Consider the following 21,920-nt stretch of genomic DNA (forward strand, 5'->3'; position numbering starts at 1 on the left):
TTTGCTCTGATTGCGACCGGCGTTGTGTTTTGTAAGCGCTAGGCCCTCGTGATCGAGGGCCTGCGTACTTCCCAGCGGGGACGGCGAATTTATCCGGACACTGCGCGCCCTCGCTTACGGAAAATTAATGATATTGGTACGGCGCGTAGTTCGCGGCCGCTCCGCCAAGGGTGTGCGTCAGCTGACAACGGGACATCAAATACTGGCGCTTTTCCCGGAGCTTCTGCGCCTTGATCCTGTCGCCGTATCTGCTCGCGATTTCGGCTTTGACTTCAAGTCTGTGCAGCTTCTTTTGATAGCCGTAGCTATTGCATTGGCCTGCGAAGGCGGGCGCGGTGAGCGCCATCAAGAGAAGAGACAGGGTTATTTTTTTCATTGTTCTGAACGGTCCCAAAAAATCTGAGTGAATGGTTCGCACGGAAGAAGTCGGGTTACCGGACCGACGCCTCCCACGCGAACCTATCGTCGTGGAATCGACTGATCGGAACAATCAGATATGTCTGAAAAAAAGTTAAAGATGGACAATGACAGGCTCGAGCGCTGGTGCAAACCGCGCGACGCGTCCGGATTTTTCAAGAAAGGGACGACTGCTATTCGATTAGACGGCTTCAAATCTGACAGGATCTTGACGTGTGGTGAAAAATTAGCACATCTACGAAAGATTTAACTTGGCAGAATCAAATTGCGAGGTGCTCCAGACGGCGATCGGGCGTCAGGATCGGAAGCCGGTCATGCGGTTGCAGCGCCGCATATCGATCGCCGTTGGGGGCCTGAGACAGTCGCAGACGAAACCGTCACTCACCGTGCTGGCGAAGCGGTGCGGAATCGAAGGATTTACTTGCGCAATGTCAAACATTAGCGTGCGGAGCACTGCCAAGGCCGCAGTCGCTCAGAGCCAATCAGCACGGACACGCACTTCGCCGCTGGCCGAAACGGTACCAAACCAGGGCGTACCTGTCGTGTCGGTCGCCAGTTGCTTTGGATCGAGCGGGAAGCGCAGGTCCATATCGAGGGCCCCCTCGTACGCGAATGCGCCGCCGAGGGTCTCGCGCCACTTTAGCGTGGCGACGTCATACACCGTACCGGCGCAATTGTCCGGGCGATCGTCGAGCCCGGTGCCGTCATAAAAGCGGACGATTGACGGCACTGCAACCACGGTTGCCCCGCTTTGGTCGACGAATTTGCAACGTGGCCCGTCTGCGGTTTGCACACTGGGCGCGAGCACGTCTACCGACACTTTCGTCGCCTTCGACGCGCCGTACTGCCGGATCGTGAGCGGCACGACGATCTCGGGATCCTGGCCGATCGAACCGGAATATTTGCCCATCGCAGCGGGGTCGCGCTCGTCGATCGCGACGCCGAATGTAAGACGTTTCAGTTCCGTGTTATCGAAAAAGGACACTTGCATGTCGACGGCCGTTCCACCGGTAGTCTGCACGATCGCGCCGATGGCATCGTCGAGCGGTTTCGTCTCGGCGTCGCCCAGCAGCGAATCCAGCAGATTCGCCGATACCACCAACTTCGATGTGCCCAAGGCAGTCGCAGTGACCTTTGATACCTTCTGCCCGCTTGCCGTCATGAACCATATGTCGGACTGCTGAGAAGGTGGAACGACGAATGATACGTTCTCCATCGTGGCCGTGGCGTTGGTGGATATCGGGCACTCCATGTTGCCGTCCGTGATACGGCAGACGGGTGGAACCGATACGAGCATTTTGCCATTCGACACGCTGATGGTGCCGCTGATCGGTGACAGCTTGAACATATTGCTGGCGCTCGGCGTCACCGTCGTTCCATAAACGTACTCGTTGGCGTATCCACAAAGGCTCCAGGAATCTCCTTTTACCCACCAATCAGCAAGCTGCTTACCACGATCTCCATCGAGAAGGGGGGAGTAGAACATACGCGCACCGAACGTCATCGGTGACTGGTTTAGAAAGGCGTCCGCTACCATCTTTCTGGCGACCGGATCCTGCACTTGAGTACCCGGCCCGCGAACGAACTGCCCCAGCGAGTTCGCGGTTTGCTGCGTAAACATAAAAATTGACGCGATTTGCATGCCGTTGACGATGTAGTCCGCGCCGACACGATTCTGTGCGCTCTTGGCGGAAAAGGGAAGGTTGGGGAAGCGCACATCCTGGCTATCCGGAACAACGATCGAGCGCGATGCACCGCCCGCCGACACCCATGCGCTGACGGCGACGTCCGGGAAATAGTCCCAAGTGGTAGCCTCCTTGAAGATGATGGCCAACTGCGTCAGTTGGGGATTCGACTTGTGAATGCGCCCAACGAGTGCGCCCGTGGTGCCAGCGGGAATGTCGGGCAAATAAAGATAATCGCCCATCTCAATCACTATTGGCGCATAGGAATGACTGGAAGTCGTGGGAGCACGGCTGCACGTAATGGCAAGCGGGTCATCGGCCGCAGCATGGGCAGTGACAGCATGGCCGAGCGCCAGCACGCCGCTCAGGCAAAGGCGAATCCCGGCGCGTAGAAAAAGTGGTTTGAGATTTGACATTTCAATGGTGAGGCGAGGAATAGACGCAGTCGGTGGGGTGCATATGACTTTTCGGCCGCCATTCCGGATTCAGGTCGACGCGCAACGCATGCTCGACATTGAGCGATGGAGCGGAGGGGGCTGCAATGAGGACCGGATAACCGAGTCGTTCCGTTAGTCACACGCAAGATGGCTTTCGTATGCTAATGGAGGGCCGCGCGATCAGAATATGAGAACCGTCCTAAATGCATCCCGCAGCGCAGATATCCGGGCAATTCCCACACGGCTTGCCGGTGGAGGCTCGGGAGGTCTCTGCGATCGCCGATGTCTCTTTGACAGGGAATGCACGAGGTGTATACCTACTGCGGTCACTCTGCTGGGGCGCCTGTCAAGATGTATCCGTCCGCGATCGAGCGCGAGGGCGGTGTGGATGTTCTCGCGCGGACTGCCGCGTCGCGTTCGTTCGCGCCCGGAAGTGAGCTGGCCGGCCGTTGTTTAATGCCCCGCGCCGGCGATAGTCGGCGATGGGCATCTCTGCTCGCTTAACGATCCGCCGAAACGGCGGACACGCCGCGGACCTCACGCTGCATGCCGGCATCTTGTCTGCGCTCGCGCGACGCATGGTTGGACCGGTCAAGATGTATCGAACCAATCGCGGTATGGCCCATTCAGCGCATGTGAGAACTCAAGCAGACGTGATTGGGCAGTGCATCGCAGGTGCGCCGCGAAACGCACCGGCAATTGTGGTCGTGATGCGCGTTGTCTTCGGTTTCGGCGCGCCCACCGGACCTGCGCGTCCAACCCATCTCGTCCTCGGCAAACCTTCTTGCGCTGATCTTCTCCTCGCGCAGATCAATGCGCTTGGGCGCGACCGTCACTCATCAGCACGGGCGCTCTACGGAGTGAACCCGTGCCCGCTCGAAGCGGATCAAGGACTTTTTAGGCCGATTCTTATATTTCATTTACCTTTCATTTGAAATAATTTGTTTCGCCGCCGTGATCTGGCAAATCCATTGAATCGGCGGTTGGTAGGACAGGTGGTCCAGAAGCATATCCCCGGGTATGGGGCTGTCGTCCGGTCATTCCAAGTCAATTGATGAAACCCTTTGAGAGATCGATATGAAGAAAACTGCAATCCGCCTCGCAGTGGCATCCGCACTCGCAGTCGCGTTCGCGGTTCCGGCCATCGCCGCGACCGTGGGCCCGGAAGAAGCCCGGGTGAAGTGGACGGCATCGGTTGTTAAGAAGTCCGACGTGACGCTGAGCGTCTTCGCGGAAGGTAGCACGACGCTCGATTTCGAGTGGAACCCGTCGAGCGAAGCATTCTCGACGCAGGACCGCACGCTGACCGTTCTCGCGGCGGGTTATGAAGGCGGCACGGGCTACAAGATCCAGGCGCAACTCACGCAGAACACGTTGAATGCCGTTGCTGGTGGTGTGAAGGATTCGCTGAAGGTCGGCGTCGATCTCGGCGGCATCGAGCTGAGCCAAAACCTCACCGACATCCTGTCGGGCACGGGCGGTGACGCGGCGCCGTCGATCGCGGCAAATGGCCTGCAGAACATGAATCTGGCAAAGGTCGGCCCGAACAAGACGCCGAACGGTTCGTACCACCAGGCGAATGGCGTGCCGGTGAAATTCTCGATCGCGGAAGGCACCGACAAGGACGGCAACCCTCTGACTGGCGCGGGTCTGTCGGGCGTCTCCGATGGCCGATACAACGGCGACGTCGAAGTGCGTTTCGTCGCGAGCTGGGAAACGCCGAGCGCGTAAGTTTCGCCGAATGCCTGCATAGATTCGGTCGAAGCAGGCTTGACTCCGGCAATGCCGGATCTCGGGGTCCAGGGGTCCGGCATTTTCTTTTTCTTTTCTTTCGGAGGACACGATGAAGCCACTCAAACTTTTGGCGCTGGCGGCCGCGCTGATGGGCGCGCAGCACGCATCGGCGATCGGCATCGGATCGTTGACGACCGAAATGCAGGAAAACGAGTTCTACGTCGTCAAGCAGATCAAGAACGACGACTCGATAGCCAAATTCGTGTCGACGGAAGTCCAGGAGATTACCAATCCGCGGCAATTGACGGTGCTGCAGGAGCAGAAAAAAGATGTACTCATCTCGCCCGCGACGGTGTTTCTACCGCCGCATCGAACGGCGGACGTCAAAATCTACTACCAGGGCAAGCGTGACGACAAGGAGCGTTACTACCAGTTGTCGTTCGTTGAACAAGCCGTGTCGTCGCAAGCGAACATCAGTGATGGTGTCAGCTTATCCGCAAAGCAGCGCATTCGGTTGAGCTCGATCCTCGTCGTTCGCCCACGCACGATCCACTTCAAATTCGAAAACGACGGCAATGGGCGCGTGAAGAACATCGGAAATACCTTCGTCCATGTCACGGCCACGGGGAAGTGCGAAGAAAAGGGAGCGACTGAACCGAAGGCGTGCAGCCGATCCACTTTCCTGCTTCCGGGTGAGTCGGGAGACATGCGCAAGGAAAAGGGCCTCGTATCCCTTCAAGGTATTGGCGTCTGGAAAGGCAGCGAATACCAGTATTTTCCGATGAATGCTGCGCCGTCGAAGGTCGTAGCAAAGTAAGCAAATCACGGTTTCGTTACGTGACTCAACAGAGATTCAATTTGGACTGCGAATGAAAAAGTCGACAATGACAGCGCTTAACGTCGCCATATCCCTAGCGGGAGGATGGGTGTCGTCGGCTGTGCTTGCGGCGGATCATTCGGTGATGTTCGATCGGGGCGCGCGGGAAGTCGAGAATCCCGACGCTGACCGGCGTCGCTACGCGTCTGCACACGCCGTCAACGTCGACGCGATCACGGCCTCGGAACACGCATCGGCGTCCGTGCCTGAGTCGAACACGGAACCGGGCAGCGACGCTCGCTTGTTGCATCCGGAGAATGCCGAGTACGCGCCTGATCCTGCGGATGGTACACATGCCGATGGCACATTGGCTGCCGGTCAGTACACTTTCCCTGACAACCTGCTCGGCGCACTCGAGCAGGGTGTCGAAGTGCCCGTGCGGCTCAAGACCGACAGCGGTTCGGAGGAAGCGGGCCGTGCGACCGTCAAGTACGATGGTCGCACGCTGACGCTGGTCGACTTCAACCTCGCGAAGATCGCCATCACGGATGCCGCGAAGCAGAGGGTTGCGGATCACTACGGTAAGCCGCTGCGCGTGGTCGCGGAAACGTCGACCGCACGCGAGGACGCATCGGACGTCGAGCTGGAATTCAATCTGCGGACGTTCGAACTGGTCGCGGAACTGCCGAGGGATGCCTATGCAAGCGAAGGCGCGCCGCGCCTGCATATGCTGCCCGACAGTACCGAGAAGCATCCGAGTGGTGTGCTGAACTACGACATGTCGGTCGTGAAGAACGCCAGTGCCGATGCGAACGGCTACCTCCACGTGCAGTCGGTCAGTGCTATTGGTGTCAATCACGCGTATGTTGAAGGCGACATTCGCAGCGGCGACGATTTCAACCTGTATGAAGCGCGGCTGGAACGTGACTACCGCGGTGTAGCGATCACGGCCGGCTATCTGAGCACTTGGTCGATGAACGCGCTGGGACAGACGACGTTCCTTCCGGGCGGGCGCTTCCTTGGCGTCAGCGCGGGCACCGCGAGCCGCTCGGAGTTGAACGACGGCTCGCTGGCGCGCACGCCGATCTTCGCGTTCATGCCCGCATCGGGCGAAGTGCAGATCCACCGCGACGGCAAGCTGATCAACGTTCAGCATCTTCCCCTCGGCAACCAGGAAATCGATACGCGTCAGTTGCCAGTCGGGAGTTATCCGATTCGCGTGGACGTCGTTGTCAACGGTCGCGTGGTGTCGTCCCGGAATGAGCAGGTTTACAAGCCGAGTAACGGCGGTACGGGTGCGGACACGCAGTATCAGTTCTATGTCGGCCAGTATGTTGCGAACAACGTCGGGGGACGTGGTTCGATCAGCCGGCAGCTAGTCGGCGCGAGCGGCAAGATGGCGACTCGGCTCGGTACGTTTCACGGTAGTGCCTATTATTTTGACGGCCTGGCCGCCGCCGAACTGCGTTATCAGCGGAGTTTCAAGTACGGTAACGTCGGCATCGACACGGGAGCGACGAGCGACGGCGGATTGCGCCTGAATGCGAATGCCGCGGCTAACATTGGGCCGGTCGGCGCATGGGCGAACTACATGTTGACGACCGGCAGCACCGCGAAGAACGGCGTATACAATCAGCGCACACTGAGTTTCGGCTCGAACGTTAGTGTTTCGCGAATGTTCGGTTGGGCCAACAACGCGACGCTCAACGTGAGCGGTAGCGTATACCAAGGCGGCGGTCAGGACTATCGAATCGACTGGAGCCAGGACATTTACGCGAACAAATGGATGCGCGTGATGCTCAATGGCGGCCAGATGTTCAGCAGGAATACCGGCGGCATGGGCCGTAAATGGAACAACGCGTTCTACGTCGGCCTGAATGCGACGTTCTCGTTCGGCGACGCGGGCATCGACTATTCGCGCTCGCTCGATACCGAGCAGATCGGTGCGCACGTCGGCTGGCGGCCGGAGCGTATTGCTGGCGTCGACTATCTGTCGGCAGGGGTCAACCGCTCGCGTTCACTGTCGAGCGATTATGGCAACCCGACGAGCACCCAGGCGCATCTGGGCGCGCAGGGCCACAACCGCTGGTTCGGCTGGCAGGGCAACGTGAACATCGACGACACAGGCGACGCCAGCGGCACGGCCGCGATGCAGGGCAGTGTCGGGTGGAACATGCGCGGCATCGGGTTCAACAGCAAGAAGGGCGAAAGCGGTGTGATCGTCGGTGTGGACAAGTCGGCACGCGGCAACCTCGAGATGGTGTCCACGAACGGGGCATTGGCGCTCGATTCGCGTTCCACGTTCGTTCCTCTGACGGGATACCGCGAACACCGCGTGAAGATTCGCACGCGTCGTGACACGCCGGAAAATTTCGATATCCAGGAAGGCGACGCTAAGCTCGTGCTGTATCCCGGCAACGTCGCGTCGATGACGCCGAAGGTCCGCCGGCTGGTAACGGTGTTCGGCGTGCTGACCGAAAACGGCTTGGTGAAGCCGAACACGGAAATTCGCAACCACATCGGCAAGGCTACGACCGCGGCCGACGGCGGTTTCGTGATCGACGTCGATACCGCCTATCCGGTCATTCAATACGAGACCGATGCCGGCGGAACGTGTGAGATCGACGTTGACCTCAGCAAGGCGCAAGGCGCGCTCTGGGTTGATCAGGTCGAATGCAAACCAAAAAGCGTGGCCGATGCGGGTCCAGTTCGGCGCCGCGAAGGCTGATGCCGAAGCAAAAGAAGGAGGTATGTTCATGTGCGCGGCCGACGTAGTCGGTCGCGCATCCATTTTTGTCGGGTAACGCGCGATGCCGGGCCGACTGGCTGAATTGAAGCGGGTGAGATGCGCATGCGCGGACCAGTAACCAGTGAGGAATCGATTGAGGCAATTCGCAGCGTTCGTGATGTTGGCCTGGTCCTGCACCGCGCAGGCATTGTCCGTTGGCGACATGACCTATTTCATGGGGTCCGGGAAAGACTATCTCGTTCGCGAGGTCGTGAACGACAGCGACCAGACGCGCGTGTACGGCGTGTCAGTGGAGGAAAGCGCTCCACCGTATGGCGACGTCGCGACCTGGAAGCCCAAAGGCGGCGACTTGATGTACGCGCCGAAGCAACTCGTGTTGCGCCCGAACATGAGTGGCTGGTTGCGTCTCTATTTCAAAGGTGTCAGTGACGACTCGCCACGCTATTTTCGCGTAACGTTCCGGGAGGAGCGCGCTGTTTCGATCGATACGGATGCAGTCAAGGTGAAACCGCGTCTGGAGTTGCAGACAATTCTAGTCGTGCAGCCCAGGTCGCCAAGGCAGGCTTATCGGGTCGACGGGACGGCATTCGTTAATACAGGAAACACGGTCATGCTAGCAACCGCGCATGGCGAATGTACGCTTTCGACCGTTTGCATGCGGGACCGCTATTTGTCGCCTGGCGAATCGCTCGATCTGGTCGGGCTGAGTCCAGTTGGCAGCCCAGTCAGGGTCGTCTTGGCAAACGGGACGGACACGCATGAAGTAAAAGTGGTGCCGGTGAATCAATTTGACCGTGTCGTCTCATTCGCAAATCGGCCTTCCACTGTTCTCCCGGACGGGTTCACTGGCCCGCAATACGATGCTCGAGCTAAACCTAACGAAGTCGAGCAGTGAGCGCCGGCCTTTGACATCAGCCATCGAGGCGACTCCTGAGGACAATGCCGCGGTGAAAAGCGACGTTGTATAAGTTCGGCGGGCCGAGTCGCCAGGGTGCCATCAGCAAAGTGTCTGGAGCCGTCTTCGCGTGCGTCCTGTCACTCATCGACCAATCGACGATACGGCAGGGTGAAAAACCATGACCGCGGCGACGAACGGCCAGCCTTCGGCGGCCCAGATGTAGGTAAGGTCCGCGACGCATTTCTGATTCGGTGTATCGGTTTCCAATTGACATCGTAGATGATCTGGCGCGATGCCGTGGGCGGCCGGGGCCTCCGAGCTTGTGTCCAGTAGAACAGGGAAGGCCAAAAACCGAACACCAATTCTCGGCACTGCAAAAGAAATCCAAGCGGTTCAGTCTGCGAAACACTAACCCTCACTTGTGCCCAGACTTATTAAAGCAGATCAGAGTTATTCATTGATTGCTAACAGTCCTTCGTGAAGTCATGGCGCCGATGACGGCGCTTTTCATTTTTAGGACAAGTCTTATATTGCAGCATCAATTTGTAATACAGAATTCCGACCAAACAACGTGCGCAACAACGCGATCGACCGCTGACAAGTTCGTGCGCGACACACCTCTCATGCCTTCTTTATGCAGGTGTTGCATTCTCAGGGCCTTCCATACGTAACACCTGAGACCGGCAGCAGCGTGGTGACCCGACGGACATCCTGCGGGATTCCGACGGCGACACTTGAACGAGAGGCGAATTGTCGGGCTTTGTGTGATGCATCGAATGAGTCGAGGTTCTGTTCGCGACGCGGCGGCGCCTCGCGATTCATTCCGTCAGCGTCGTCACATTTCTAAGCTGCATCCATCATGAAAAATATACACGCTTCGCGCTGGACCCAATGGTGTTCGCTCTGTCGTGCATTGCTTCTGGCCGTCTGCGTGGTCTCGCTGCCGGGCGCGGTTGCGTCGACGCTTTGGCAGAAACCGGTCTTCACCGATGAAGAGCTGCGATGGATCGACGCACACCCGGTCGTTCATATAGCAGTCGAGGCGAACTGGAGTCCACTCGAATATCTCCACAACGGACAGCATGCTGGTCTTGTCGCCGGTTACCTGAACGCGATTTCGAAAATGACCGGACTCACGTTCGACACGGTGCCCGGGACGGAATGGGGGCGCGCGTACGACGCGCTCGCTACCGGCAAGGTGGATTTGCTGCCAGGCGTCTGGCGAGAGTTGGTATCCGACCGTGTCGGCAGCGGCGCGCTCGTCAGTTCGCCTTATCTGGTCGGTCGGCTGACTGCCGTGACACGTGACAATTCCGCGATGGTTTTCAGTCTGAAGCGGCTCGAAGGCCGACGCCTCGCGATCAAGGGGCGCGGCGCGGTCGAATACTTTGCTCGTCATAGCGGTGTTGCGCTCGACGTACTGACGTTCGACACCGAGGAACTCGCACTTGCCGCGGTGGCCAACGGCGAAGCCGATGCCGCGCTTGGCATCGACGTCACGATCCTGCCGCTCGTTCGCCGGCAATTTCCGGGGCAGCTTTACATGTCCGGCATGCTGGCGGATCGCTCCGTGTCGCTGGCCATGCTCACGCGCGCCGATCTGCCGATTCTGGCGTCGATCATCGACAAGTCGCTCGCGGCGATTCCGGCGAGCGAAGCCGCTGCGATCACGCGGGACTGGGTTGAACTCGGCGACTACGGCAAGCCGACACTACGCTCAATCCTGCATTATCGCGCGCCGCAGGTGGTCGCGATTGCCGCGACGTTGCTGATATTCGCGGTGTTCGCCTATCTCTCCTGGAAATCCCGCGCGGCGGCGATTCGCAGCAAGCGGGACAAGGCGATGTTCCTCGCGTTCGTGAGCCACGAAATCCGAACGCCGATGCAGACTGTTCTGTCGTCGCTGGATTTTCTGCGGCGCTCGCGGTTGCCGCCACGACAGGCCGATCGCGTGGATGCGGCCGTGTCCGCGTCGGAAACGCTGTTGACGCTGCTGGACGACATACTGGAATACTCCCGCCTCGAGTCGAGCAAGGTGACGTTCGACGTGCAGGTAGTCGAACTCGAGTCGTGGGCCCGGGAAACTGTCGATATGGTGCGCTGGCGTGCCGAACCCAAGGGAATCGCGATGGCGCTGGACATCGAGATCCCGCCGGCGCTGCATGTCGAGATTGATCCGGTCCGCGTGCGCCAGATCGTGCTGAACCTACTGGTCAACGCAATTCACTTCACGGACGGCGGCAGCGTGACGTTGCGCGTTCGAATTGCCACGACCCGCCGAGGGCGAAGCAGCACGCTGCTACTGGACGTTCGCGACACCGGGGTCGGCATTGCTGCCGATCAATTCAAGCATCTGTTCGATGGGTTTTGGCAAAATGATCGCGCCGCACGTTCCGACGGCGCCGGCAGCGGGCTCGGCCTCGCGATCTGCCGTGAACTCGTCGAGTTAATGGGGGGAACGATCACGGTCAGCAGTACACCGCGTGTCGAGACCGTCTTCTCGGTCAAGCTGCCGGTCGCAGTCACGGATCGCACGTCGTCGGCCCGGTTAACCGCCTGGACGCCTGTGCGCACACCAGCGTCCGCCGCCCAACCATGCCGGGAAGTGCCGTACATCCTGATCGTCGATGATCACGAGGCCGTCCGGGCCTCGCTGCAGGATCAATGTGAAGCGCTTGGCTGCGTCGGCATCATCGCTGACACGGGGGAGACCGCGTTGCAGCAACTCGCGCGCACGCATGTCGACATGGTGCTGCTGGATTGCAATCTCCCGGACGTAGATGGCTACGCGCTCGCACGTGCGATCCGTCAACGCGAGTCTGCAGGAAAGGGGCGACACGTTCCGATCATCGCCATATCGGCAATCACCGGCGACGCGCACAAAGTGCGCTGCTTCGAGAGCGGCATGGATGGTGTGCTCGGCAAGCCGCTGCGGCTCGAAGCATTGCGGCAGATGATCGCCATGTGGTGTCCTGCGTATGCGGGTATTGCACTGGATCAGGCGGCAGCCTCATAGGCTTATGCGCGCGTGCTGCAGGGCTTCGATTCGCCTGAATCCGGTGTCGCCGTTTCGGCGCGATGCTGGCGCAACAAATCATCATGAAGCGGGCCGACATTGCTCGGAATCCCGTCGGATACCGCTTCCAGCATCCGCTCGAGTTCGGCTGCCAGGTTACTCGTCCCGGCATGCCCGGCAATCGCGGCCGCCCCTTTGATTCTGTGCGCCATATAGCGCGCCTTCTCAGCATCGCCGGCCGAGAGCGCGGTGCTCAGAGATGCCAGATCCGCGTCGATACTTCGACGGTAGATCTCGGAGAATTCCCGACCTGCTATGGGTGTTGGTTCGACAGACGGCTGATGCCTGCCAAGCTTGCTTGCCGGGCACCAAAGATCGATCATCTGCCGAAACGCTTCGAGCCGAAGCGGCTTGCCGAGCACACCATCCATGCCGCTGTCGAAGCAGCGCTCACGATGCGCATCTTCCGTCGACGCCGAAATCGCGATAATCGGTGTGCGCGCCTGCCCGCGTTGCTGCTCGCTGGCGCGCATGCGCTGTGCGACCGTGTAGCCGTCGAAGTCCGGCAGGTCGCAATCGAGCAGCACCATGTCGTACTGAGCACGCTCGAACCGATCGAGCGCTTGCGCGCCGTTGCCGGCGATGGCCGAACGGCACGCGAGCGCATCAAGTTGATGCTGGATCGCATGTTGAACGGCTTCGTGATCGTCGACGACCAGAATCATCGGACCTTCGTCGACTCGCTGGGAAGCCCGGGTATCGGTCGTGTCGACTTCGCGTGACGGGGCCTCCGGCGCGGCCGCATCCCGGCCGGCTACCCAGGGGGTACGTTGCGCAGGCAGGATCACGGTAAAGATCGTGCCCTTGTCGGGGCTGCTGCTGACGGTAATCACGCCGTTCATGAGCCCAACCAGTTCGCGGCAGATCGACAGACCCAGGCCGCTGCCGTTCACGCGACGGCTGCCCGGCTCCTCGACGCGCTGATAGGGCTCGAAGATGCGGCTCTGACGCGCGGGCGGGATGCCGATCCCGGTATCGCGGACCTCGATCACAAGTGAACCGGCAGTGTTCGGCTTGCCTTCAAGGTAGTCGACACGCAGCCAGATCGACCCCTCCGACGTAAACTTGATTGCATTGACGAGCAGGTTCAGCACGATCTGCCGCGTGCGGACCTGATCGATCAGCAAGGTCAAATCGGCAGGACAGGCGAGTTCAATCGCAAGGTTCAGTCCTTTCTCGTCGACCCTCCAGCGCACCATGTCGGCGCTGCGCCGCAACCACGCGTCAATTTGCGTTGGTTCGGGCGTGAGTGTGACGTTGTGCGATTCGAGTCGCGAGTATTCGAGCACGTCATCGAGCAGCGTCAGCAGCGATTCCGAGGCGGCAACGGCTGCATCCGCTCGGCCCGCCTGTTTCGGCGTGAGCTGCGACTGCTGCAGCAGCTCGAGCGACGAAAGGATCGTGTGCATCGGCGTGCGGATCTCGTGGCTGATGAACGCGAGGAACATTGCCTTTTCGCGCTCGCTGCGAACCGCAGCGGTGCGTGCGCGCCACGAAAGGAACGCGATGGCCGCCAGCGCGAACACGGTGGCGCCGGCCGCAACGACCTGCCAGCGTCGGTAGTAAAGGATTGAGCGCAGCGTCGGTTCGCCGTAGTCGGTCAATTCCATCCATTGGCGCACAATCTCCTCGCCCGTGCGAGCGGGAATCGCGGCCAACGACTTATCGAGAATGGACGCGAGCACGGGCATGTCGCTGCGGGTTGCCAGGGCCAGCGCATATGGCCGCTCCGGCAGGCCGCCCGCCAGGAACAGCTGACCCAGGAACTGCCGGCGTAGCAACGGCAGGATTGACTTGTCTGGGCCGACGGCCACATCTGCTGTGCCGTCGAGGACGGCCGCGAGCGCGTCCTGTTCGTCGTCATAGGTCAGCAGCGTCACGGGCAGGCCGCTCTGGCGAATCGCATACTCCAGCCCCCCGTTGCCCTTGATCGCGATCCGTTTGCCGGCCAGATTGCGGGAATCGACGAACAGGTTCAGGTGCTCAGGCGCGACCACGACCATCGTGCCGACGAAGTACGGTCGGCCGACAATGATGCCGTCGCGATACATCGACACATCCGCGCTTTTCGATACGTCGGGCACCACATCGATCTTGCCGGAGATCAAGGCGTCGTGCGAGTCCGCCCATGACAGGCCATCGACATACTCGAAGCGCAATCCGCTCACGCGCGAAATCGCATCGAGGTACGACGGCACGATGCCGACTACCTTCCCGTGGTCGCGAAATTCGAATGGGCGCCAGTGTGGATCGATTGTGGTGCGCACCACCGGATGCGCGGCAATCCACGCCTTCTCTTCAGTTGTGAACTGCGGCGAATTGCTTGCCCATCCGAACGTGGGCGTCAGCCAGACGAGTGCGCTCATTAATACGGCACATCGTTTCAAACTCAGCTTGCTCACGTTGTTCAACCAGATTGTTGGCCGGTTTGCCATGGACGGTCCTCAGACGAGTATCGGGCGCTGAGATGGCCGCAGGTAAAAACCGTAAAACGAGACCGACATCATAGGTCGCGCGTTGCGGAAACGCAATGCGGCACTGCGGCCACATCACCTTCAGATTTGGTCGCCAGGGTTAAAAATTGCCCCAAAAGCCGGTAAGCTAGTCGAAATAATCATGGATGGCATCCCGCGACAATAACGGGGCTAGCCGTTTCGCGCCGTATACAACAACGATAGGTGTAACTATGGGGCCTGGGCACCAGCCGATCCGCGTCGTGATTCTGGACGACCATGCCATCGTCCAACTCGGGATTGCAAGTTACCTGACCGAGAAGAACTCCATCGAGCTGGTAGCGAGCTTCGCGAAGTCGCGCGACCTGATTCGCTGGCTCGAATCGAACCGCGCCGATGTGGTGCTGCTCGACTACACGCTCGGTCCCGACGAGATCGATGGCCTCGATCTCGTCAAGCTCATCAATACGCGCTTCCCCGATTGTCGGATGCTGATGATGTCGAGCAGCGATTCGTCAGCGACCGTCAACATGACGATGCGCGCAGGTGCGCTCGGTTTCTTCGGCAAGAGCGAGGATCTCGGCGAACTCGCCCGCGCGATCCGCCTCGTGGCAAGTGGTCAATCATTCATAAGCGCCGAACTCTCGCACCGGATCACGTGGGGCACGACGACAGATTCACGTGGGGCCGAACCGAGGACCGCTAGCGGCGACGATTCACCGTCGTCCGATTCTGGGCCGGCGGCGGATTTTCTGCTCAGCCCGCGCGAGCATGAAGTGTTGCGGTGCTTTCTTGCCGGTATGTCCGTGTCCGAGATCGCGTCGAAATTCTTCCGAAGTCCCAAGACGATCAGCGCGCAAAAGCAATCCGCCTATCGTAAACTCGGTATCCGCAACGATGCCGAATTGTTCGCTGTCCGCAACTTGATCGAGAAGAACTGAATCAACTCCGGTCACATTTCACGCATCGCCATCGCGATCCGCTCCATTGCAGCCATCGCAGCTTCCTGCGCGGGATTGCCAGCGTCCGGTCAGCTTGCGATCGGTCGGAAATCGGACATCTGAACTTGGCGAGAACCGGACATTTGTATTTGTGTGAATTTAAATCGGTAATCCGAAGCGTGAACTCTACATGCGGAGTACCATTCGCTGAGCGTCAGCAGCGTTTGCGAGATTCACGAATATGACCACGACGATAGTGTCATGCGGTGTCGAGCCATTTGGTTCTTGCTAAACCATGAATATAATGTGTCTGTCGAGGTCGACGGGTCTTCGCTCAAGCCCAAGGCCATTTCAACCACTGGTCAATCTTCTAAATCGGAGTCCCTGCACATACATGGCTACCTATCTCGAGTTGAAAGCCCAAGCCGAAGCGCTGGCACAGCAAGCGGAAGAAGTTCGACTTGCTGAACTGGACAGCATCATCACGACGATCCGTGAACAGATCGCCGAATATGGCATCACGCCGGAGCAGCTTTTCGGGCGGCGCCGTGCGGTTGCGACGAACGTGAGTGCGCCGGTTGCTCCGAAGTATCGCGACCCGAAGACTGGCGCAACATGGAGCGGTCGTGGCCGGGCCCCTCAATGGATTGCGGGAGCAAAGAATCGCGACCGGTTCTTGATCAAATAGTGAGTCGAGTTGCCGGTTGAGCACAAAACCGCTAACGCTTGCCGATGGGAAATACTGGGCGACGTGTCGCGAGCGGACGGTCTTCGCTGCCACGGCAAACGGATACGGCGACGTATTTCCCGGTGCAGACGTGATCGTCAAGGATGGTTGGGCTTCCTTCACCCGTGACGGCGTCGAAGTGTGGAACTGCAGCGCGCGATACGCCGCAGCTCACTTCGACGTTCGGCCCGCTTAGGAAAATCCGCGGATGAGCGAACTTGTTCAGATTGCGCCCGGCGTTGTGTTCTCATCCGATGTGCTTGGTGCCGATTGGGTGCGAAGGTATCGACCGGACGACGGGCGTTCTCAGACCACGGACAGGCCGAGCCTGACGCTACGAGAGGGCGATCAAGCAGTTTGCACCAGCACACCGGCCCAGTTATCGTTGTTGTAGAACACCGTGGATGACGGGCACCTTGCCAGTCGGGCCCGGCTTCAGAACAGGCGAAACGCCCCCGTCCGTTTCCGGTCCGACTACTGTTTACGCGTCGTTCAACCAGGGCATTTCTACCGGTGACACGACCAGTTGCCGGAAGTCTCGCTTCAAATCGAAGATGAACCCGACCAGGATCATGGACTCGGCGTAGGGAATCGGAAAGACCTGCGGATTTTCCGGCGTCCGCAGGGGGCGCTCGGGCGTGTCCACTGTCGCCGCGGCGTTTTCGCGAACGCTTTCCAGTTCGTCAGCCATGGCCAGGCCACCGACTTTCAGTACACGGCTGCGCAGGTCGCTGTACGGTTCGATGCGCGGAGCGTCTTCGTGGTATTCGGGCACTTCATAAACGAACCAGGACATTGTCGTCTCCCATGAGAAGGGGCGCTATTCTAACGCGGCGCGACGCCGACATCGCCTAGAGTCGTGCAAGCGTGTCGTGATCGGCCTCGCCGCCGAAATATTTCTCGAGCGCCTCCACGAACACCGCGTTGTCGGGAGTCGCATGCGCGAACAACGTGACCGACGACCGGAATTTGAGGTAATCCGGATACCCGAAGATCGTCTGGATCGACTTGCCTTCGACCTGATTGACCAGTCGTGTGCATTCCCGCAGCCTTTCGCCAAGCAGCGGATGCTGAAGATACGCGACGGCTTCGGCCAGTGTCGAGATCGCGTATCGTTGCGCCATCGCGCTTTCGCCAAGCCCTTCGATCTGCGGAAACACGAACCACATCCAGTGACTTCGCTTGTGTCCGTGCCTGAGCTCGTCGCAGACCTGCGCATACACCGAATCCTGTGCGTCGACAAAGCGCTGAAGATCATGGGGATCGTCCATTTCGCCCTCCGTCCGTTCCGGCGCGGAAAGCCGCCGGAACATCTATTGTGAGCGCGACCCGGATGGTGTGCAAACGCCGCCTTGACCGTGCGCTCCGTTGGCTGCGCATCGCGTCCCGCGGCGGCGAGATCGAATTTGCTGCAGTGCACTGCACCGCGTTCGATCGTTGCCGGCGACGTCGCGCATGCCGCCGGATGGCGATGCGTCGGCAACGGGCGTAGCATTCAGACATGCGGCCGGCCGCGATTCTCGCTGACGGATCGGCGGCACACCCCCGTCCGGTCGCGGCCGGCCATGCATGACGGCCCGGCAAAGGAAGCTTCGATGCGCTCGCAAGCAACGTCCGTCCCACGCCTGAGACGCTATGGGATCGCGGCTGCGATCGTCATCGCCTGCCTGATCGTTGTCGGGCGCATCACCGGTCTCCTGGTCGATTGGCTCTGGTTTTCGTCGATCGGCTATGCCGGCGTCTTCTGGACGATCCTGTCCGCAAGAGTGCTGCTGTTCGTCTCCGTGTTCGCCGTGTCGGCGGTCGCGATCGGCGCGTCGGGGTGGCTCGCGCATCGTTATGCCAGGCCCGTCGATGTCTGGCAGGTAGCGGACACTTCGTCGACGCGGGCGGAGGATGTCCTGCGGGCGTTGGCAGGGGAGGTCGCGTCGCGCATTCCCTGGCGCGCGGTCATCGCTGCGGCCGCCGTCATTCTCGGGCTTGCGATCGCCGCCGGTGCGATGTCGAGCTGGGATGTTGCGCTTCGTTTTCTGCATCGGGTGCCGTTCGGCGCGCACGATCCGATCTTCGGCAAGGACATCGGTTTCTATCTGTTCGCGCTCCCCGTCTGGATCGTGCTGAAGAACCTGCTGCTGCAAGTGGTCGTCTGCTGCGCGATCGTCGCAGGCGGCGTCTACTGGCTGCGCGGCGACATCATGCTGCGCCCGCCGAAGGGGTTTTCGTCGGCCGCCGCGGTTCACGGGTCGGCGCTGCTGGCACTCTTCTTCCTGGTGAAAGCCTGGTCCTGGTGGCTCGAACGCTTCCTGCTGCTATACGACAACAACGGTGTCGTGGTCGGTGCCGGCTATACGGATGTCCACGTGATGCTGCCGGTGTTGTGGCTGCTCGTCGGCCTGGCCATTGGGGCGGCCGTTGCGATGGTGGTCAACATGCGCCGGCCCGGCTATCAGTTGCCGGCCGCTGCGATGCTGCTCGTGTTCGGCACTTCGTTTGCGCTCGGCATCGTCTATCCCGCGCTGTTCCAGCGTTTCTACGTCAAGCCGAGCGAACTGCAGCTCGAGACGCCCTATATCCGGCACAACATCGCGTTGACGAGGCAGGCTTACGGTCTCGCGCAGATCGAGGTCAAACCGTTCGCGGCCGAGCAAGGCCTGAATCTTGCGTCGCTGCAGGCCAATCGCGCGACCGTCGACAACATCCGCCTGTGGGATGTGCAGCCGCTGATGGATACCTATGCGCAGTTGCAGGAAATCAGGACCTACTACAAGTTCTTTTCCGTGGATATCGATCGCTACCGTCTCGACTCCGGCTACCGGCAGGTCATGCTGTCGGCGCGCGAACTGGAGCATACGATGCTGCCGGAGAACGCCCGAACCTGGGTGAACCTGCATCTTCTGTTCACCCACGGCAACGGCATCGTGATGTCGCCGGTCACGGAGAAATCCACGGAAGGCTTGCCGTCGCTCTATCTGCGCGACATTCCGCCTGTCTCCGATGGCGGACCGGCGATCAACGAACCGCGCATCTACTTCGGTGAAGGCGGGCAGGGCTATGTGATCGTGAAGGGCAGTGTGCCCGAATTCGACTACCCGAAGGGTGACAGCAACGTCTACACGTCCTACAGCGGGCGCGACGGTGTCGCGATCGGCGGAGCGATACGACGGAGCCTGTTCGCATGGCAGTTCGGCGATCCCAACATCCTGCTGACGCACTACATCACGAACGAGAGCAGGATCCTCCTTCACCGCAACATCCGGGACCGGATACGCACGATTGCACCGTTTCTCGCGCTCGACCACGACCCCTATGTCGTGGCGAGCAACGGACGCCTGTTCTGGATGCAGGACGCCTATACGACCAGCCGCTGGTTTCCGTATGCGCCGCCCGGCGTCGGCGATGGCGCCAACTACATTCGCAACGCGGTCAAGGTGGTGGTTGACGCGTACAACGGCACGGTCGACTTCTACGTCAGCGATCCTTCCGATCCGCTGGTGCGGACTTACGCGCGCATCTTCCCCGGCGTGTTCAAGCCGTTCGACGCGATGCCGCAGGATCTTCAACGGCACATCCGCTACCCCGAGGATCTGTTCCTGATCCAGGCGAATCTCTACCGCGCTTATCACATGGATGCGCCGGAAGTGTTCTATAACCGCGAGGACCTCTGGCAGTTTCCTCGCGCGCTGGGCGATATCGACGGGGGCGACGCCGCGAACCGGCAGATGGCGCCGTACTACACGATCATGAGGCTGCCCGGCGACGCGCAGGCCGGCTTCGTGCTCATGCTGCCGATGGTGCCGAGCCAGCGCGAGAACATGATCGCGTGGCTGGCCGCGCGTTGCGATCCGCCCGGGTACGGCAAGCTGATCGTCTACGCGTTCCCCAAGGAAAAGCTGATCTACGGGCCATACCAGATCGAGGCGCGCATCCAGCAGAGCACGGAAATCTCGCAGCAGATCTCGCTGTGGAACCAGATGGGCTCACGCGTAATCCGCGGACATCTCGTGGTCGTTCCGATCGAGCACTCGATCCTCTACGTGTCGCCGCTCTATCTGCGCGCGGCGTCGGGCCAATTGCCCGAACTGAAACGGGTGATCGCCGCCTATGGCGATCGCGTCGTGATGGAGGAAAACCTGGGCGAGGCGCTCGCGGCGCTCTTCAAGGAGACGAGGCCGGGACCGGCGGCGGCGCCGGCGGGCGGCGCAGCGGATGTGCGCGCCCGTGACGCGCTCGCCCATTACGATCGTGCGATCGAGCGGCTGAAGGCGGGGGATTGGGCCGGCTTCGGCGCGGAACTCGATGCGCTCCGACCGTTGCTCGAAGCGCTCGGCGCCGTTCGAGCGGACAACAAGCAGTGAGGGTGACGCCGGTCAGGTCAGCGGTGGCGCGTGCCCATGATCCTCCAGATTTCGCGCGTCGTCGTATTCCCGCGAAATATCCTTGTTCGTGTAGTCCCCGAGCTTCGATGCGGCAACCAGGCTCAGCACCGCGCACGCCAGCACATACACCGCGATCGCATACCCCGAATGGTAGTAGGCAAACAGCGCCGTCGCGATCAGCGGTGCCGGACCGCCTGCAATGACCGAAGCGAGCTGATAACCCATCGACGCACCGCTATACCGCAACCGCCCGGTAAACGACTCGGCAATCAATGCCGCTTGCGGCCCATACATCATCGAATGCGGGACCAGCGACAGCACGATGGCCGCGAAGATCCATATCGGATTCCGGCTATCGACCATCGCGAAGTAGAGAAATCCGAACACGCCGACGGTGGCCGCGCCGATCATGTACATCCGCCGCCGCCCGATCAGATCCGACACGTGTCCGAACAGCGGAATGGTGAAGAATTCGACCACGGACGCCACCAGCACCGCCGTCAGCAGCAGCTCGCGCGTGGCGCCCAACGCCGTAATCCCGTAAGTGAACACGAACGCGGTAAAGATATAGAACGGCGCCTGTTCGGCCATTCGCGCAAACGCCGACAGCACGATATCCCTCGGCTGCTTGCGCAGCACTTCGAGCATCGGCGTTTTCTCGATCCGGCGCTCGGCCAGCAGTTTCGCGAAGATCGGCGTCTCGAGGATATTCAGGCGGATGTAAAGCCCGATTGCGACCAGTACGATGCTGAGGAAAAACGGAACGCGCCAGCCCCACGTGAGGAAACTGCTGCCGGAAAGCCAGCTCATGGCCAGCACGGCGAGGTTGGCGAGGAACAATCCCGCCGGCACGCCGAACTGCGGCCACGACGCGACGAAGCCGCGATGCGCATTGGTGCGCGCCCACTCCATCGACATCAGGACCGAGCCGCCCCATTCACCGCCGACGCCGACGCCCTGGATGAAGCGCAGCACCGTGAGAAAAACGGCGCCCCAGATGCCGATCGTTGCATAGATCGGAACGAAGGCCACGGCGAACGTGGCGAGCCCCATCAGCAACAGGGTCACGATCAGCGTGGCCTTGCGTCCGATGCGGTCGCCGTAGTGGCCGAAGATCGCCGCGCCGACCGGCCGCGCGACAAAGCCGACGGCATAGATCAGGAACGCCTGCAGCGTGCCGACGAGCGGGTGGGACTGGGGGAAATACAGTTTTGCGAAGACCAGGCCGGTGACCGTGCTGTAGAGGAAAAAGTCATACCATTCGATCGTGGTGCCAATCGTGCTGGCGATGACGGCGCGGCGCAACTGGCGCCGGGCTTCCTCGTCGGAGAGGGGCGTGGCCGCGGATTGCATGGCAGCCATTTTGATATCTCCCGAAAAAGGGCGACTCAGAAATTAACCATACGCCCGGCGATGGGTTCCGGCAAGTGCAAGTCATGAATGGATTACGGCGCGTTCAATCCTTTCAATAAGAAGTCCTGATATAGCGATCGACCAACTTAAGACGCGGGCGCGCATGTCGATGAAAGCGCGGGTTCGTGAGGGAATCGTCGTAGAACGCACGGCTATCATCAATCGGATTCACGGTATCTCTTGAGCGAAGTCGGGGT

At 60.3% G+C, this 21,920-nt stretch carries 15 protein-coding genes; 9 read left to right on the forward strand and 6 right to left on the reverse strand.

The genetic code is table 11. The annotated features are described in order from the left end of the window. Positions 1–124 precede the first annotated feature (124 nt). Entirely contained in the window at positions 125–418 is a 294-nt protein-coding gene (locus WS46_RS10910) for a hypothetical protein (protein WP_156443118.1), read from the reverse strand. A gap of 471 nt (positions 419–889) precedes the next feature. After that, on the reverse strand, positions 890–2,518 hold the full coding sequence (locus tag WS46_RS10915) for a hypothetical protein (RefSeq protein ID WP_156443119.1): 1,629 nt from the start codon (positions 2,516–2,518) through the stop codon (positions 890–892). A 503-nt stretch (positions 2,519–3,021) separates the two neighbouring features. Here WS46_RS10915 and WS46_RS35250 point away from each other — a divergent pair. The 6 genes from WS46_RS35250 to WS46_RS10940 all read left to right on the forward strand — a co-directional run bounded on the left by WS46_RS35250 (position 3,022) and on the right by WS46_RS10940 (position 11,753). Then, a complete protein-coding gene (locus tag WS46_RS35250) occupies positions 3,022–3,474 on the forward strand; it encodes a hypothetical protein (RefSeq protein WP_156443120.1) in 453 nt (150 codons plus the stop codon). 142 nt (positions 3,475–3,616) lie between these two features. Then, the gene (locus WS46_RS10920) at positions 3,617–4,270 is read left to right on the forward strand and encodes a common pilus major fimbrillin subunit EcpA (RefSeq protein ID WP_059536252.1); all 654 of its coding nucleotides are present in this window, start codon (positions 3,617–3,619) and stop codon (positions 4,268–4,270) included. 112 nt (positions 4,271–4,382) lie between these two features. Further along, positions 4,383–5,090 (forward strand): fimbria/pilus periplasmic chaperone, encoded by a 708-nt coding sequence (locus WS46_RS10925; RefSeq protein ID WP_059536256.1) that lies wholly within the window; start codon positions 4,383–4,385, stop codon positions 5,088–5,090. A 52-nt stretch (positions 5,091–5,142) separates the two neighbouring features. Continuing rightward, positions 5,143–7,818: a TcfC E-set like domain-containing protein gene (locus tag WS46_RS10930; protein ID WP_082725299.1), complete on the forward strand. Its 2,676-nt coding sequence runs from the start codon at positions 5,143–5,145 to the stop codon at positions 7,816–7,818. A gap of 178 nt (positions 7,819–7,996) precedes the next feature. Further along, positions 7,997–8,734: a hypothetical protein gene (locus WS46_RS10935; RefSeq protein ID WP_059690528.1), complete on the forward strand. Its 738-nt coding sequence runs from the start codon at positions 7,997–7,999 to the stop codon at positions 8,732–8,734. Between the two features lie 862 nt (positions 8,735–9,596). After that, a complete protein-coding gene (locus WS46_RS10940) occupies positions 9,597–11,753 on the forward strand; it encodes an ATP-binding protein (protein ID WP_059690529.1) in 2,157 nt (718 codons plus the stop codon). A gap of 2 nt (positions 11,754–11,755) precedes the next feature. On the opposite strand, the gene WS46_RS10945 is transcribed toward WS46_RS10940, so the two are convergent. Further along, positions 11,756–14,179, reverse strand: a complete 2,424-nt coding sequence (locus tag WS46_RS10945) for an ATP-binding protein (RefSeq protein ID WP_059690530.1) — start codon at positions 14,177–14,179, stop codon at positions 11,756–11,758. A 350-nt stretch (positions 14,180–14,529) separates the two neighbouring features. Between WS46_RS10945 and WS46_RS10950 the strand changes: the two genes are divergently transcribed. Then, positions 14,530–15,207, forward strand: coding sequence for a response regulator transcription factor (locus WS46_RS10950; RefSeq protein ID WP_306453744.1), 678 nt, complete (start codon positions 14,530–14,532; stop codon positions 15,205–15,207). Positions 15,208–15,601: 394 nt separating this feature from the next. Continuing rightward, positions 15,602–15,895: an H-NS histone family protein gene (locus WS46_RS10955; protein ID WP_059690532.1), complete on the forward strand. Its 294-nt coding sequence runs from the start codon at positions 15,602–15,604 to the stop codon at positions 15,893–15,895. A gap of 520 nt (positions 15,896–16,415) precedes the next feature. Here the strand turns inward: WS46_RS10955 and WS46_RS10960 are convergent. Continuing rightward, positions 16,416–16,730, reverse strand: a complete 315-nt coding sequence (locus tag WS46_RS10960) for a hypothetical protein (RefSeq protein ID WP_059690533.1) — start codon at positions 16,728–16,730, stop codon at positions 16,416–16,418. Between the two features lie 55 nt (positions 16,731–16,785). Beyond that, positions 16,786–17,205, reverse strand: a complete 420-nt coding sequence (locus WS46_RS10965) for a DUF1810 domain-containing protein (RefSeq protein WP_059690558.1) — start codon at positions 17,203–17,205, stop codon at positions 16,786–16,788. Between the two features lie 324 nt (positions 17,206–17,529). On the opposite strand from WS46_RS10965, the gene WS46_RS10970 reads away from it, so the two are divergent. Next, positions 17,530–20,289: a UPF0182 family protein gene (locus WS46_RS10970; protein WP_059690559.1), complete on the forward strand. Its 2,760-nt coding sequence runs from the start codon at positions 17,530–17,532 to the stop codon at positions 20,287–20,289. 12 nt (positions 20,290–20,301) lie between these two features. Here WS46_RS10970 and WS46_RS10975 read toward each other — a convergent pair whose 3' ends face one another. Further along, a complete protein-coding gene (locus WS46_RS10975) occupies positions 20,302–21,672 on the reverse strand; it encodes an MFS transporter (protein ID WP_059690534.1) in 1,371 nt (456 codons plus the stop codon). Positions 21,673–21,920 lie beyond the last annotated feature (248 nt).

The sequence above is a fragment of the Burkholderia sp. RF4-BP95 genome, from assembly GCF_001521985.1.
GTDB classification, from domain to species: Bacteria; Pseudomonadota; Gammaproteobacteria; order Burkholderiales; family Burkholderiaceae; genus Burkholderia; species Burkholderia diffusa.

What these genes read in the sequence shown, in the direction of transcription:
- WS46_RS10915 (WP_156443119.1), bottom strand. Translation starts at nt 2,518, where the DNA reads ATGTCAAATCTCAAACCACTTTTTCTACGCGCCGGGATTCGCCTTTGC.
- WS46_RS35250 (WP_156443120.1), top strand. Translation starts at nt 3,022, where the DNA reads ATGGGCATCTCTGCTCGCTTAACGATCCGCCGAAACGGCGGACACGCC.
- WS46_RS10920 (WP_059536252.1), top strand. Translation starts at nt 3,617, where the DNA reads ATGAAGAAAACTGCAATCCGCCTCGCAGTGGCATCCGCACTCGCAGTC.
- WS46_RS10925 (WP_059536256.1), top strand. Translation starts at nt 4,383, where the DNA reads ATGAAGCCACTCAAACTTTTGGCGCTGGCGGCCGCGCTGATGGGCGCG.
- WS46_RS10930 (WP_082725299.1), top strand. Translation starts at nt 5,143, where the DNA reads ATGAAAAAGTCGACAATGACAGCGCTTAACGTCGCCATATCCCTAGCG.
- WS46_RS10935 (WP_059690528.1), top strand. Translation starts at nt 7,997, where the DNA reads ATGTTGGCCTGGTCCTGCACCGCGCAGGCATTGTCCGTTGGCGACATG.
- WS46_RS10940 (WP_059690529.1), top strand. Translation starts at nt 9,597, where the DNA reads ATGAAAAATATACACGCTTCGCGCTGGACCCAATGGTGTTCGCTCTGT.
- WS46_RS10945 (WP_059690530.1), bottom strand. Translation starts at nt 14,179, where the DNA reads ATGAGCGCACTCGTCTGGCTGACGCCCACGTTCGGATGGGCAAGCAAT.
- WS46_RS10955 (WP_059690532.1), top strand. Translation starts at nt 15,602, where the DNA reads ATGGCTACCTATCTCGAGTTGAAAGCCCAAGCCGAAGCGCTGGCACAG.
- WS46_RS10960 (WP_059690533.1), bottom strand. Translation starts at nt 16,730, where the DNA reads ATGTCCTGGTTCGTTTATGAAGTGCCCGAATACCACGAAGACGCTCCG.
- WS46_RS10965 (WP_059690558.1), bottom strand. Translation starts at nt 17,205, where the DNA reads ATGGACGATCCCCATGATCTTCAGCGCTTTGTCGACGCACAGGATTCG.
- WS46_RS10970 (WP_059690559.1), top strand. Translation starts at nt 17,530, where the DNA reads ATGCGCTCGCAAGCAACGTCCGTCCCACGCCTGAGACGCTATGGGATC.
- WS46_RS10975 (WP_059690534.1), bottom strand. Translation starts at nt 21,672, where the DNA reads ATGGCTGCCATGCAATCCGCGGCCACGCCCCTCTCCGACGAGGAAGCC.